The organism is Pseudomonas cerasi, from assembly GCF_027983475.1.
In the GTDB taxonomy this organism is placed as follows: domain Bacteria; phylum Pseudomonadota; class Gammaproteobacteria; order Pseudomonadales; family Pseudomonadaceae; genus Aquipseudomonas; species Aquipseudomonas cerasi.
Genome location: NZ_JAQJVM010000001.1, coordinates 235,398 through 249,425, shown reverse-complemented (window position 1 = coordinate 249,425; position 14,028 = coordinate 235,398). Strand labels below are relative to the sequence as shown.

Here is a 14,028-nt window from a genome sequence, read left to right as displayed (position 1 = left end):
GTATGCAGTGCAGCACAGATCTGTGACGCGGAGCGTCACGCAAGGCATTCCCACGCTGGAGCGTGAGGAACGATAATCTCAACTACCGTACGACACTCCGCCGACATGCCTCAGCCTCGACTATCGTGCGACGCTCCGCGTCGCATGCCGTTCTGGACGCTCTGCGTCCTCTCTTGAGTGTGCCGTGCGGCACAGATCTGTGATCAGACGCCCACAAAAAAGCCGTGCCCGGTTAACCGGTGCACGGCTTTTTCACAGCAAGCGGTTGCTTACTTGTTGATCGAGTCGGTCAGCACTTTGGCTGGAACGAACTTGATAACTTTCTTGGCAGCGATTTCGATGGCAGCGCCAGTCGAAGGGTTGCGGCCAGTGCGAGCCGGACGCTCTGCAACTTTCAGTTTGCCGATACCTGGCAAAGTGATTTCCACGCCGTTTTCCAATTGGTCGGCAACAATTTGGCCCAATTGCTCAAGAGCATTACGCGCGGTGGTTTTTGGCGCGTCGATAGCTTCAGCGATATCGGCGATCAATTGGTCTTTAGTAAGAGCCATGGTGGTGTTCCTTCCCTATCAAATTCATTTGGATTGCAGAGCGCAACGTCGGCCCGTGGCCAGGCAACGAACCTGGCCACCCGCTAGCAGCCACGATTAATCGCGAAAGTGTAGATACTGAAACCGGGTAATGGTTCGACCTACGTGTGCGCTAACTGCATGCTTGACGCGCTAAGTGCGCAAGACCGCGCAAAACTAGCACAGAGCCGGGCAAATATCCGCCTCTACCTATCCTTTTGGTCAGGTTTTAATGCTAATTGCACAAAAAACACCCAGCAAACACTCGCTGCAGGCGAAAACCAGCCTGCCCCGGGCCATCAGGCGCATGCGTGCGTTACACTGGGCACCTTGCAACGAGCCGCACGCTCTTCACCTTTTTCAGCCGAGAAGCCCATGCCGATCCGTCACTGCATCGTCCACCTGATCGAGAAGAAACCCGACGGTACGCCCGCTGTTCTCCATGCACGCGACTCCGAACTCGCTGAGTCCCAGGCCATCGAGAACATGCTGGCCGACCTCAACGAAAGCTATAACGCCAAACAGGGCAAGGCATGGGGCCTGTTCCATCCCGAGTCCGGCGCACATCCATTCAGTGGCTGGCTGAAGGAATACATCGACGGTGGCAGCGACTTCACGGCGTTCTCGCGGGTGTCGGTCGAGCACCTGCAAAAGCTCATGGAAGAATCCAATCTGTCAGTGGGTGGCCACGTGCTGTTTGCCCATTATCAGCAAGGCATGACCGACTACCTGGCCATCGCCCTGCTGCACCACAGCGAAGGCGTGGCAGTGAATGCCGAACTGGACGTGACCCCGTCCCGACACCTGGACCTTGGCCAATTGCACCTCGCCGCCCGGATCAATATTTCCGAGTGGCAGAACAACAAACAGTCCAAGCAATACATCTCGTTCATCAAGGGCAAGAACGGCAAGAAGGTTTCCGAGTACTTCCGCGACTTCATCGGTTGCCAGGAAGGCGTGGATGGCCCCGGCGAAACCCGCACCCTGCTCAAGGCGTTCAGTGATTTCGTTGAAAGCGAAGACCTGCCGGAAGAATCGGCTCGCGAGAAGACCAAGACCCTGGTCGACTACGCCAGCAGTCAGAGCAAGATGGGCGAACCGATGGGCCTGGAAGAGCTGTCCGAGCTGATCGACGAAGATCGTCCGCGCGCGTTCTATGATCACATCCGCAACAAGGATTACGGCCTGTCCCCGGAAATACCGGCGGATAAGCGCACCCTCAACCAGTTCCGCCGCTTCACCGGCCGCGCCGAGGGCCTGTCGATCAGTTTTGAGGCCCACCTGTTGGGCGACAAGATCGAATACGACGAAACCGCCGGCACCCTGATCATCAAGGGGCTGCCGACGCAACTGACCGACCAGTTGAAGCGGCGGTAATCAACATGCTGCTGCGCACCCTGAAGAAGTTCGCCCTGATCATGCTGGTGGTGGTGATTTACCAGAACTGGGGCAGGATCGAGAATGTCGTCAACCCTCCCCCGGCAGACGTCGCGCAGCGCTACAGCCAGGCAAAAGTGGTGATGTACGCCACTGACTGGTGCGGCTACTGCAAGCAGACCCGGCGTTTTCTGGACAGCAAGGGGATTGCGTATCAGGAGTTCGACATCGAGAAGTCGGAAGAAGGCCGCAAGGCCTATGAAGCGCTGGGCGGCAGAGGCATCCCGCTGATCGACGTCAACGGCACGCTGATCAGGGGGTTTGACCCGGATCAGATACTGGCGGCGCTGAAGTAGCCTACCTGACTATTGTGCCAATGCTCTGCGTCCTCCTTGCGACGCAGAGCATCGTAGAACCTCAGCGCTTCTCGATCCGATAGCCCATTCTCGGGAAGTGTACGTGCACGACACCTGCACGTTCGTCCTCGCGGCGCAGGATCAGTTCTTCGCGGCCGGTAAATACCAGCTCGCCCTCAACCGCTTCGACGCCATAGTCGACTGCAGAAACCGCGACCTTGTCGCCTGCCTTGAAGCCATTTGGATCGACGAAGGTTTCATCCGGCAACGACGCAGGCGTGGCGTTTCTGGCGATGTCGATGGCATCTGCCGAGCTCAGGTCGCTGAACGTGCCATGGCCAAAACCCAGCACACGATCGAGCCAGGCCCTGATACTCGGATAATCATCGACAAAGGGTGCAGTGACCGGCGTCTGCTTGAGAAACCACAATGTATGGGCGACCGAGAAATCGGCAATCGACGGTACGCCGAACAGGAAGTCACCGCCGTGCGAGAGTTGCAGTTCCAGACGCGACATCAGCGTAGGCCATTGGTGTTTGACCTGCTCCACAGGCGGGCGCGACGCAGTGCCGCCGTTGAACAGCGTCGAACGGTCGGCGACGAACGCCTTGGCGGCGTCTGGTGGCACCTTGGCAAAGCGCACAGCCATTGATTCAGGCTGAAACACCAGGCTCACGGCATGCATGAACAACACCGAATCGGCCCAGGCGGCCAGGCCGGCAACCGTGAACTCCTGCCCCTTCGGATAAAACGCCGGCGACGCTTTTTCCTGCTCCAGACGCCGCGCCATCAGCGCAGTGTCACAGTAGATGTCCGCACCCGCCTGCAACACCGGGGTTCTGCGATAACCGCCCGTCAATGCAGTCAGGTCAGGCTTGGGCATGATCGAAGGGATAGTCACCGAACGCCATGTGAGGCCTTTGAAGCCCAGCATCAGGCGGGCTTTTTCGGCGAACAGCGACGTGGGGTAGTGGTGAAGGATCAACTCGGACATGTTCAGCCTCTGTGCACATGGGAAAAACACAGCTTAACCCGCAGCACCCTGCCCGCACACAGCCTCAAACTGATGGGACGGCATCACGCTCATGGATCGATGACGTTGCGTAGCTGGCAGCCAACGCCTCTTTGGCGCTTTTTTTGAGCTTCTTGATCAGCCGCTCATGGCGCAACGCCTCGCCCTTGCTGGGCCATTGTTCAACGTAGACCAGTGCCATCGCCGGACTCGAAGAGAAAAAGCGCGCGCCCTTGCCGCTCTGGTGCATAGCGAATCGGCGCTGCGGATCATCACTGATGCCACAGTACAGCGAGCCGTTGGCAGCGCGCACCAGATAGACAAACCAGGGTTTGCCGACCGCCTGTTCGGCAGTCGGCGCACTCGCGGTGCTGGCAACCTCAGGCACGGCGATTCTCTGAAAAGGTCTTCAGACCCTTGAGCGCCTGAGCCCTCACGGCATTGCGTACCAAAGGCGTCCAGCCAAGCAACAGGCCCTTCAAACCCAGGGCCTGACGCGACCAGCGCCATATGTCGAAATGATCGTGATGCTCGCAGATCTTGCCATTGCGGAACACGAACCGGGCCTGAATATCGTTCACTACCGTGCGCCCGGTCTGGCTGAACAGGTACGTCGCCACCCAGTGCGCACTGCCAGTCTGGTCATCGGCTCGCACCTGATCGAAGACCACCGAGAAATTCTTCGCCCGGGAAGTCAGCATGCGCCACATGTCGCCGACCTGAGCGCCACGCAATTCACCAAAGGCCGGGTCGCTGAACAGCACGTCATCGGTATAACAGGCACTCATCGCCTCGGCATCCAGCTGCGCAAACGCCTCATAAAAGCGGGTGATCAGTGCGCTGTTGGCCTGACTTTGTTCCTCGTAGTTCATGCGTGCACATCCCTTGGCGAATTATCCGTGCACGATAAGCGGCGCCGCTGAAAATGGCGAGGGTTGATGGCGCATCAACCATCACTTTTACCTGTCCGGATAACGATTTCGCGCTGCACTGAACGCCTCTGAATTTTCAATCACCCAAGTCCACAGCGGAATCATTTGTACCAGCAGCCCCATGCCCAGGTCGGTCAACGAATATTCCACCCTGAGCGGCTTCTCGCAGTAGTCATGGCGAGTGATCAACCCGTCCTGTTCAAGCTGGCGCAAGGTATGAGTGAGCATGCGCTGGGTGACACCGTGCAGCTTTCGGCGCAATTCGGCATGGCGCAAAGGGCTGCTGAGGCCGAGGGCATGTACCACGCCCAATGACCAGCGGTTTCCGGCGTGGCCGAGAATATCGCGCTTGAGACCATCCTCATCATCGCTGAGCGCAGCACAGGCCGCTTCGGAGCGTCTGACCACTTCCTGCGCGTCCAGCCCGCCCGGTATCACCGATGTGCCTACTTTTTGTATGTCGACAGGCATGCCAGCATCTCTCCCGCCTGAATTGAAAGACTGTCCAAAGGGGTCACCATGCAAGCCGATAACGCAAACGTCAAACAACGCATTCTGGTAATAGGCGCAGGAGAGCTTGGGCTCGCCGTGCTGCGAGGGCTGGTCGAGAAAGCCGGAGCATATGACTTGAGCATTGCCGTACTGCTGCGCCAGAGCAGCTTGAGCACTCAAGCGCCCGCCAAGCGTGTGGAAATCGAAGAAATCCGCGCGCTGAACATTGCCATCGAAACCGCCGATCTGGCCGATGCCACCGTGGATGAACTAGCCACTGTCATGAAGCGCTATGACACGGTAATCAGTTGTGCGGGTTTTGCCGCTGGCCGGGGCACTCAACGCAAACTGACCGATGCGGCGCTCAAGGCCGGCATAAAACGCTACCTGCCCTGGCAGTTCGGCGTTGACTACGACCTTATCGGCCGGGGCAGCCCTCAGGATCTGTTCGATGAGCAACTCGATGTACGAGAAAAGCTGCGCGCCCAGCAGCAAACCGAGTGGGTAATCGTTTCGACCGGTATGTTTACAAGCTTCCTGTTCGAACCCGCGTTCGGTGTCGTCGATCTGCAAGGCGGTCGGATCAATGCGCTGGGCAGCCTCGATACGGCCGTGACAGTCACCACCGCAGAGGACATTGGCAGGCTGACTGCTGCCATCGTGATGCACGAGCCGCGCATAGTGAATCAGGTGGTGTACACCGCTGGCGACACATTGACGTACGCCGGGCTGGCCGATCTTGTGGAGCGTGTCACGGGGCGCGACATCGAGCGGCACGTATGGAGTGTTGCGCAGTTGCAGGCCGATCTGACGGAAATGCCGGATGACAATCTGCGCAAATACCGGGCAGTCTTTGCCATGGGCCGAGGCGTGGCATGGGACGTCGCCCGTACCTACAACGCGAAATCAGGGCTGAGCGTCACCAGTGCCGAACAATGGGCCCTGGCCAATCTGGCTCAGACCTGAAGCAGCTCAAGCCCGGTCCTAGCGATCAACAATCATCGAAAATCAAACCTTCTCGCTACTGACCTGCACCTGCAGAGCCCGACCGGCACCCATGCCCGCGATGATGGCGCCCAGCCCGAGTACCGCGAAGATCCAGCCAATCGCGCTCCAGCTGCCGGTCATGTCATGCACCACGCCCACGGCAAACGGGCCGGTCGAGGCGATGGTGTAGCCGAAGCCTTGCGCCATGCTCGACAGATTGGCAGCGACATGTGAGTCACGCGAGCGCAGGACGATCAAGGCCAGCGCCAGACTGAACGTGCCGCCCTGCCCGATGCCCAGCAGGATCGCCCAGCCCCACAGACCGCCGAGTGGCGCGTACAGGCAGCCGAACAGGCCGATCAGGGTCAGCGACATGACCAGCATGATCGCCAGACGCTGATCCTTGCCGCGTGTGGCCAGATAAGGCACCGCCAGCGCGCTGATGACTTGCGCGATGATCGAGCCGGACAGCAGCAGACCGGCCTGGGTCGGCGTCAGGCCGCGACCGATGAGGATCGACGGCAACCAGCCGAAAACGATGTACGACAGCGAAGATTGCAGGCCCATGTACAGCGTGACCTGCCAGGCCAGTGGATCACGCAACAAACCGCGGACCCGGTAGACATCGCGATGCGTGCCATGCACCTCACGCGCCTGCGGAAGCCACAGCGCTGCGGCAATCAGCGCAGGAACCAGCCAGAAACCCAGGCCAATCTGCCAACTGCCACCAACGTACTGACTCAGCGGCACCGTCGAACCCGCTGCAATTGCCGCGCCCAGGCACAAGGCCATGGTGTAGACACCGGTCATGGCTCCGGCCTTGCGCGGGAAATCACGTTTGACGATACCCGGCAGCAGCACGCCGATGATTCCGATGCTCGCGCCCGCCAGCAGACTGCCGGAAAACAGCCCGATCTGGCCAAACAGACTGCGCACTGCCAGACCTGCTGCCAGCGTCAGAAGTACCACCAGAACCACGCGCTCACTGCCAAACCGGCGGGCAAGAATCGGTGCCAGCGGCGCGAACAAGCCCAGACACAGGACCGGCAAGGTGGTCAGCAGTCCGGCTTCGGCGGCGGACATGCCGAGGCTGTCTGAAACTGTATTGAGCAGTGGCGCAATGCTGGACAACGCTGGGCGCAGGTTGAGGGCAACCAGCACCAGGCCCAGCAACAGCAGCCAGGGGCGCTTCAAAGCAGAATGGGGTTGATCGGTAGTCGGTTGGGGGCTGGGTTGAGCCTTGGCAGTCATCAGTTTCTCGGTCATCAGGTATGTCGACCCTTTTCAGGGGGTCGGTATCCTGTTGGAGAATCATCGCGAATACAAGGTTCAGCGCAATTGCATACAACCCGCACAGCGACGACAGGCATAAAAAAACCGGGCACATGGCCCGGTTTCCTTGTTCAGCAGATGTCCACTCAGTGAATGATCTGGCTGAGGAACAGCTTGGTACGGTCGCTCTGCGGGTTATCGAAGAAGTCGTTCGGCGCAGCCTGTTCGACGATTTCGCCCTTGTCCATGAAGATCACCCGGTTTGCCACGGTACGGGCAAAGCCCATCTCGTGGGTTACGCACAACATGGTCATGCCTTCTTCAGCCAGACCGACCATGGTGTCGAGCACTTCCTTGACCATTTCCGGGTCAAGCGCCGAAGTCGGCTCATCGAACAGCATGATTTTCGGCTTCATGCACAAGGCACGGGCAATCGCCACACGCTGCTGCTGACCACCGGAAAGCTGACCCGGAAACTTGTGGGCCTGCTCCGGAATACGCACACGCTCCAGATAGTGCATGGCGATTTCTTCAGCCTTCTTTTTCGGCATGTTACGCACCCACATTGGCGCCAGCGTGCAGTTCTGCAGGATGGTCAGGTGCGGAAACAGGTTGAAGTGCTGAAACACCATGCCCACTTCACGGCGAATGGTTTCGATCTGCTTCAGGTCCGAGGTCAGCTCGGTGCCGTCGACGATGATACGACCCTGCTGATGCTCTTCCAGACGGTTGAGGCAGCGAATGGTGGTCGACTTGCCCGAACCCGACGGGCCGCACAGCACGATACGTTCACCCTGACGCACATTCAGGTTGATGTCCTTGAGTACATGGAACTGGCCGTACCACTTGTGTACGCCCTCCATGCGGATCATGCCTTCAGCGCCCAGAGGCTTATTGATAACTTCACTCATCACAAAACTCCTAACGCTTGTGGCCTGTGTCCAGCTTACGTTCCAAATGCATGGAATAGCGGGACATACCGAAACAGAAGATCCAGAACACCAGGGCCGCGAAGACGTAGCCTTCAGTGGCCATACCCAGCCATGCCGGGTCGGCGGTAGCCTGCTTGACGCTGTTGAGCAGGTCGAACAGACCGATAATGATCACCAGACTGGTGTCTTTGAACAATGCAATGAAGGTGTTGACGATGCCGGGAATAACCATCTTCAGCGCCTGCGGCAGGATCACCAGCCCCATGCTGCGCCAGTAACCCAGGCCCATCGCCGAGGCTGCTTCGTACTGCCCCTTGGGAATGGCCTGCATGCCGCCACGCACCACTTCGGCAATGTACGCGGACTGGAACAGGATGACGCCGATCAGCGCACGCAGCAGCTTGTCGAAGTTCATGCCCTCTGGCATGAACAGCGGCAGCATGACCGACGACATGAACAGCACGGTGATCAGCGGCACGCCGCGCCAGAACTCGATGAACGTCACGCACACCACGCGCACAGCGGGCATGTTTGAGCGACGACCGAGCGCCAGAACTATACCCAGCGGCAAGGCACCGACGATACCCACGGTAGCGATCACCAGGGTCAGCATCAGACCGCCCCACTGGCTGGTCGGTACGTTGGTCAGACCGAACGCGCCGCCATGCAGCAGGTAGAACGCAACAACCGGATAGATCACCAGGAAGGCGATACCGTAGACAGCCTTGCGCGGAAACTTCGAAATGAACAGCGGCGCAGCGCCGACGATCGCCAGGATAGCGGTCAGGTCGACCCTCCAACGCAGCTCATTGGGAAAGTAGCCGTACATGAACTGACCGAAGCGCTGCTCGATGAACACCCAGCAGGCGCCCGCCTTGGTGCAGTCTGCCTTGGTCGTGCCGACCCAGTTGGCGTCCAGCAGGGCCCAACTGATGATAGGCGGCACGACCAGATAGATCAGATACAGGGAGAACAGGGTCAGCAGGGTGTTGATCCAGCTGGAGAACAGGTTCTGCCGCATCCACGCCATCGGGCCGAACACTTTGCCCGGTGGTGGCATATCAGGTTTGAAAGTATGAGTTGTCATGCGCTTTTCCTCACCGCTCGATCAGCGCAATGCGCTTGTTGTACCAGTTCATCAGCAGGGAAATGCTGATACTGATCGCCAGGTACACACTCATGGTGATGGCAATGACTTCAATCGCCTGCCCGGTCTGGTTGAGCACCGTACCGGCAAACAGGGAAACCATTTCCGGATACCCGATGGCTGCTGCCAAAGAAGAGTTTTTCGCCAGGTTCAGGAACTGACTGGTCAGCGGCGGAATGATCACGCGCAGCGCCTGCGGAATGATCACCTTGCGCAGCGTCGGCCCAGGGCGCAGGCCCAGTGAGCGGGCAGCTTCGGTCTGGCCGTGGCTGACCGACTTGATGCCGGAACGCACGATTTCAGCGATGAACGCCGCGGTGTAGATGGTCAGTGCCAGGGTCAGGGAGATCAGTTCAGGGATCAGCACCCAGCCGCCCGTGAAATTGAAGCCCTTCAGTTGTGGCAGTTCCCAATGCACCGGGCTGCCGAAGATCAGCATGCTCAGACCGGGGATGACCAGCAACAATGCCAGGCCGACCCAGAACTTGTGAAACGGCTGGCCAGTGGCTTCGAAGCGTTTGTTGGCCCAGCGCACCATCATGACGATGGCGATCACGGCAACAACCAGACTGACCAGGAATGCCCAGGCGCCTTCGGCAGGCAACGCTCTGGGCATGTTAAGCCCGCGGCTGCTGACGAAGAACATGTCCAGATAACCATGCGCCTGACGCGGACCGGGCAGCGTGAGGAATACGGCGGTGTACCAGAACAGGATTTGCAGCAGTGGCGGAATGTTGCGGAAGACTTCGACATACACGGTGGCCAGCTTGCTGATCATCCAGTTCGGAGACAGGCGAGCGACACCAATGACAAAGCCCAGCAAGGTCGCCAGGACAATACCGATAACCGACACCAGCAAGGTATTCAGCAAACCGATGACGAACACACGGGCATAACTGTCCGCTTCGCTGTAGTCGATCAGGTGCTGAGCAATACCGAAACCGGCACTGTTTTCAAGAAAACCGAAGCCCGAGGTAATACCACGGTGTTGCAGGTTGGTCTGGGTGTTGTCGAAGATGAACCAGCCCAACGCGATCACCGCCACGACAGTGATGATCTGAAATAACCACGCGCGCACTTTCGGATCGCTCAGAGAGAGCTTTTGCTTGGGTGCGACGATTTGCTTTTCCATGAAATGCCCCAGGAAAAATCCAACAGAACAACGCCCGACAGGCTGGGAAGCCTGTCGGGCGCCGGGTCAATCAACGAATAGGTGGAGCGTACTGGATGCCACCGGCATTCCACAGAGCATTCTGACCACGCTTGATTTTCAGCGGGGTGCCTTCGCCCAGGTTGCGTTCAAACACTTCGCCGTAGTTACCGACCTGCTTGACGATCTGCACGACCCAGTCTTTCGGCAGCTTGAGGTCCTTGCCGTAAGTACCGTCGGCGCCCAGCATACGGGCTACGTCGGGGTTCTTGGTCGACTTGGCTTCAGCTTCAACGTTCTTGGAAGTGATTTTGGCTTCCTCGGCGTTGAGCATGGCGAACAGGGTCCAGCGAACGATCGAGAACCAGTCTTCGTCGCCTTTACGCACGACAGGGCCCAGAGGCTCCTTGGAGATCACTTCAGGCAGAACGATGTAATCGTCCGGCTTGGCCAGCTTGCTGCGCTGTGCGTAGAGCTGCGACTGGTCGGAAGTCAACACGTCGCAACGGCCGCCTTCCAGCGACTTGGCGCTTTCGTCAGAGGTGTCGAAGGTGATCGGGGTGTATTTCAGGCCGTTCGAACGGAAGTAGTCGGAGACGTTCAGCTCGGTGGTGGTACCGGCCTGGATGCAGATGGTTGCACCGTCCAGTTCCTTGGCGCTTTTCACGCCCAGCTTGTTGTTTACCAGGAAGCCGATACCGTCGTAGTAGGTAACGCCGGTGAACACCAGGCCCATGCCCGCATCACGGGAACTGGTCCAGGTGGTGTTACGCGAAAGGATATCGATCTCGCCGGATTGCAACGCGGTGAAGCGCTCCTTGGCGTTCAACTGGCTGAACTTGACCTTGGTGGCGTCGCCGAACACAGCGGCTGCAACGGCGCGGCAGACGTCAGCGTCGATACCGGTGATCTTGCCGGTGGAGTCCGGAACGGAAAACCCTGGCAGGCCATCGCTGACGCCGCACTGGATGAAACCCTTCTTCTGAATAGCGTCAAGCGTGGCACCGGCGTTGGCAGCCCCGGTCACACCGAATGCGGCCAAGGCGGTGACGACAGCCAGGGTAGATTTCAACATCTTCATTCAAAAACCTCCAGTTTGCTCTTTGTTGTGTAGGTGTCTCAGTCGCGTCGCACCTTTGTGAGGCGCTAATGACCCGTGCTGGCTTATTTTTGGGTCATGCAACGCTGGGCCTGAATCATGAATTGCCTGCAGGATCATCCCGTCATTCGTCTTCATCATTCAGAATCGGCCCCGTGGACTGAAACCCCATGATTTTCCCGGACCGGAGCGGTACAGGTTGAATCGTGCCGCGAATCCTGACGCATGGACTCCCGAGCTGCTTTTCGATCGCTATAAGTAATAGCCTTATAGTGTTACCGAACGATGTGAGCGACTCGACTCCAGTCCTGCTGTAGCAAAGCCCGTACCAGCATGCTGGCTAAGTCGAATTAGCGACAGGTCAAGACAAAAACTTGTAACCTTGCGACATCTTCTTTCATTTTTAATCTACCCGCGCACCTTATTAATGCGCTCAAAAAGAGCCCGCGCACACAAATGGAGCAGTCATGAGCGATTCTTTGATCATTGAACCTTCCAGCCCCGCCGACGCCTGCGTTATCTGGCTGCATGGATTGGGTGCCGACCGCTATGATTTTCTGCCGGTCGCCGAGGCGCTGCAGGAGTCGTTGCGCACCACCCGCTTCGTACTGCCTCAGGCACCGACGCGCGCCGTGACCGTCAATGGCGGTTATGAAATGCCCAGCTGGTATGACATCAAGTCCATGAGTTCAGAGGCCCGGGCCATTGATCATGATCAGATGGAAGCCTCGGCGCAGAAGGTGCTGGACCTGATCGAGCAGCAGCGCGACAGCGGCATCGACCCGGCGCGAATCTTCCTGGCCGGTTTTTCCCAGGGGGGCGCGGTGGTCTTGCACGCTGGCTACCGTCGCTGGCAGGGCCCATTGGGCGGCGTACTCGCGCTGTCCACTTATGCCCCTACATTCAGCAACGAGATGACCCTGTCGGCGAGTCAGCAACGCATCCCGGCCTACTGCCTGCACGGCAAGCACGACGCGGTTGTGCATTATCCAATGGGCCGCGCCGTCTACGACCACCTCACCGCCCAGGGTGTAACCGTTCAATGGCAGGAATACCCAATGGAGCATCAAGTGTTACCGGAGGAAATTCGCGACATCGGCGTCTGGCTGGCTGAACGGCTTCGCTGAAGCGCTCTGAGCCCCTTGCGACGGACCGCTTTTGTAGCTCGCCATGGATGGCACTACGCCGAGCACGGTTCTTGCTTTACACTGCTCGGCGTACATTCCTTAACCAATTGATGAGATGACCGTGCTCAAAGCACTTAAAAAGATGTTCGGTAAGAGCGAGGCTGAGCAGCCTGCGCCTACTCCGATAACCTCTATTCCCACCTCTCCCGCTGCCACAGGCGACACACCGGATCATGCTGTCCAGACTCAGGCTCTGGACACGACCAGCGAGCCCTCCAAAGCCAGAGCGCCGCGCACCGACAAGCCGAGGGCCGAGCGCCCGCGTCGCGAGCGCGTGACAAAACCGCCCGCGCCGGCCTGGAAACTCGAAGATTTCGTCGTCGAACCCCAGGAAGGCAAGACCCGCTTCCACGACTTCAACCTCGCGCCTGAACTGATGCATGCGATTCAGGACCTGGGTTTCCCGTACTGCACACCGATCCAGGCGGGCGTACTGGGCTTCACCCTCAAGGGCAAGGATGCGATCGGACGCGCCCAGACCGGCACCGGCAAGACCGCTGCGTTTCTGATCTCGATCATCGAACAGCTGACCCAGACGCCGCCGCCTGCAGAACGCTACATGGGTGAGCCGCGCGCGCTGATCATCGCACCGACCCGCGAGCTGGTGGTGCAGATCGCCAAGGACGCCGCCGACCTGACCAAGTACACCAACCTGAACGTCATGACGTTCGTCGGTGGCATGGACTTCGACAAGCAGCTCAAACAACTCGAAGCACGGCACTGCGACATCCTGGTCGCCACGCCTGGCCGTCTGCTGGACTTCAACCAGCGCGGCGAAGTGCATCTGGACATGGTCGAAGTGATGGTCCTCGACGAAGCCGACCGCATGCTGGACATGGGCTTCATCCCGCAGGTACGTCAGATCATTCGTCAGACGCCGCACAAGGGTGAGCGCCAGACCCTGCTGTTCTCCGCGACCTTCACCGAGGACGTGATGAACCTCGCCAAGCAGTGGACGACGGACCCTTCGATCGTCGAGATCGAATCGCTGAACGTTGCCAGTGACAACGTCGAACAGCATATCTATGCCGTCGCCGGCGCCGACAAGTACAAGCTGCTCTACAACCTGGTGACCGACAACGGTTGGGAACGGGTGATGGTCTTCGCCAACCGCAAGGACGAAGTCCGGCGCATCGAAGAGCGTCTGGTGCGCGATGGCGTTAACGCGGCGCAGCTGTCAGGCGATGTGCCTCAGCACAAGCGCATCAAGACCCTTGAAGGCTTCCGCGAAGGCAAGATCCGCGTGCTGGTCGCCACCGATGTGGCCGGTCGCGGCATTCACATCGACGGCATCAGCCACGTGATCAACTTCACCCTGCCCGAAGTGCCGGACGATTATGTGCACCGCATCGGCCGTACCGGTCGCGCCGGCGCCGATGGCGTGTCGATCAGTTTTGCCGGTGAGGATGACTCTTACCAGTTGCCCGCCATCGAGGAAAAACTGGGCCGCAAGATCAGTTGCGAGACACCGCCGACTCATTTGCTCAGGGCCGTGGTACGCAGCAACGCCTGATGC

The 14,028-nt window shown here is 58.9% G+C and carries 15 protein-coding genes; 5 read left to right on the top strand and 10 right to left on the bottom strand.

The window, feature by feature from the left end:
* Nucleotides 1–269: 269 nt before the first annotated feature.
* Nucleotides 270–551: an HU family DNA-binding protein gene (locus PI739_RS01155; RefSeq protein ID WP_002552279.1), complete on the bottom strand. Its 282-nt coding sequence runs from the start codon at nt 549–551 to the stop codon at nt 270–272.
* Between the two features lie 393 nt (nt 552–944).
* Between PI739_RS01155 and yejK the strand changes: the two genes are divergently transcribed.
* Together yejK and PI739_RS01145 are read left to right on the top strand one after the other, a co-directional pair.
* On the top strand, nt 945–1,946 hold the full coding sequence (gene yejK / locus PI739_RS01150) for a nucleoid-associated protein YejK (RefSeq protein WP_003365349.1): 1,002 nt from the start codon (nt 945–947) through the stop codon (nt 1,944–1,946).
* A 5-nt stretch (nt 1,947–1,951) separates the two neighbouring features.
* Nucleotides 1,952–2,302, top strand: coding sequence for a glutaredoxin family protein (locus PI739_RS01145; RefSeq protein ID WP_054080679.1), 351 nt, complete (start codon nt 1,952–1,954; stop codon nt 2,300–2,302).
* Nucleotides 2,303–2,363: 61 nt separating this feature from the next.
* Here PI739_RS01145 and PI739_RS01140 read toward each other — a convergent pair whose 3' ends face one another.
* From PI739_RS01140 to PI739_RS01125, 4 genes are all read right to left on the bottom strand, one after another.
* The gene (locus tag PI739_RS01140) at nt 2,364–3,296 is read right to left on the bottom strand and encodes a glutathione S-transferase family protein (protein ID WP_054080678.1); all 933 of its coding nucleotides are present in this window, start codon (nt 3,294–3,296) and stop codon (nt 2,364–2,366) included.
* A gap of 64 nt (nt 3,297–3,360) precedes the next feature.
* The gene (locus PI739_RS01135) at nt 3,361–3,702 is read right to left on the bottom strand and encodes a GIY-YIG nuclease family protein (RefSeq protein WP_003365356.1); all 342 of its coding nucleotides are present in this window, start codon (nt 3,700–3,702) and stop codon (nt 3,361–3,363) included.
* Entirely contained in the window at nt 3,695–4,186 is a 492-nt protein-coding gene (locus PI739_RS01130) for a nuclear transport factor 2 family protein (RefSeq protein ID WP_003433611.1), read from the bottom strand. The genes PI739_RS01135 and PI739_RS01130 overlap by 8 nt, the downstream gene beginning before the upstream one ends.
* A gap of 87 nt (nt 4,187–4,273) precedes the next feature.
* The gene (locus tag PI739_RS01125; RefSeq protein ID WP_054080677.1) at nt 4,274–4,717 is read right to left on the bottom strand and encodes a winged helix-turn-helix transcriptional regulator; all 444 of its coding nucleotides are present in this window, start codon (nt 4,715–4,717) and stop codon (nt 4,274–4,276) included.
* A 48-nt stretch (nt 4,718–4,765) separates the two neighbouring features.
* Here PI739_RS01125 and PI739_RS01120 point away from each other — a divergent pair, with 48 nt between their 5' ends.
* Complete coding sequence (locus tag PI739_RS01120) at nt 4,766–5,704, top strand: aromatic alcohol reductase (protein WP_003433615.1); 939 nt, start codon at nt 4,766–4,768, stop codon at nt 5,702–5,704.
* Between the two features lie 42 nt (nt 5,705–5,746).
* Here the strand turns inward: PI739_RS01120 and PI739_RS01115 are convergent, their stop codons facing one another.
* The 5 genes from PI739_RS01115 to PI739_RS01095 all read right to left on the bottom strand — a co-directional run bounded on the left by PI739_RS01115 (nt 5,747) and on the right by PI739_RS01095 (nt 11,307).
* Nucleotides 5,747–6,976 carry a CynX/NimT family MFS transporter gene (locus tag PI739_RS01115; RefSeq protein ID WP_042930392.1) on the bottom strand — a complete coding sequence of 410 codons (1,230 nt, stop codon included), beginning with the start codon at nt 6,974–6,976 and terminating at the stop codon, nt 5,747–5,749.
* A gap of 167 nt (nt 6,977–7,143) precedes the next feature.
* The gene (locus PI739_RS01110; RefSeq protein WP_003365366.1) at nt 7,144–7,908 is read right to left on the bottom strand and encodes an amino acid ABC transporter ATP-binding protein; all 765 of its coding nucleotides are present in this window, start codon (nt 7,906–7,908) and stop codon (nt 7,144–7,146) included.
* A 10-nt stretch (nt 7,909–7,918) separates the two neighbouring features.
* The gene (locus PI739_RS01105; protein WP_003433619.1) at nt 7,919–9,016 is read right to left on the bottom strand and encodes an amino acid ABC transporter permease; all 1,098 of its coding nucleotides are present in this window, start codon (nt 9,014–9,016) and stop codon (nt 7,919–7,921) included.
* A gap of 10 nt (nt 9,017–9,026) precedes the next feature.
* A complete protein-coding gene (locus PI739_RS01100; RefSeq protein ID WP_003365371.1) occupies nt 9,027–10,208 on the bottom strand; it encodes an amino acid ABC transporter permease in 1,182 nt (393 codons plus the stop codon).
* 70 nt (nt 10,209–10,278) lie between these two features.
* Complete coding sequence (locus PI739_RS01095) at nt 10,279–11,307, bottom strand: amino acid ABC transporter substrate-binding protein (RefSeq protein WP_003365373.1); 1,029 nt, start codon at nt 11,305–11,307, stop codon at nt 10,279–10,281.
* A 485-nt stretch (nt 11,308–11,792) separates the two neighbouring features.
* Between PI739_RS01095 and PI739_RS01090 the strand changes: the two genes are divergently transcribed.
* Nucleotides 11,793–12,452 (top strand): alpha/beta hydrolase, encoded by a 660-nt coding sequence (locus PI739_RS01090; protein ID WP_003365375.1) that lies wholly within the window; start codon nt 11,793–11,795, stop codon nt 12,450–12,452.
* A 115-nt stretch (nt 12,453–12,567) separates the two neighbouring features.
* Nucleotides 12,568–14,025, top strand: coding sequence for an ATP-dependent RNA helicase RhlB (rhlB, locus tag PI739_RS01085; protein WP_162490649.1), 1,458 nt, complete (start codon nt 12,568–12,570; stop codon nt 14,023–14,025).
* The last annotated feature ends 3 nt before the right edge of the window (nt 14,026–14,028 follow it).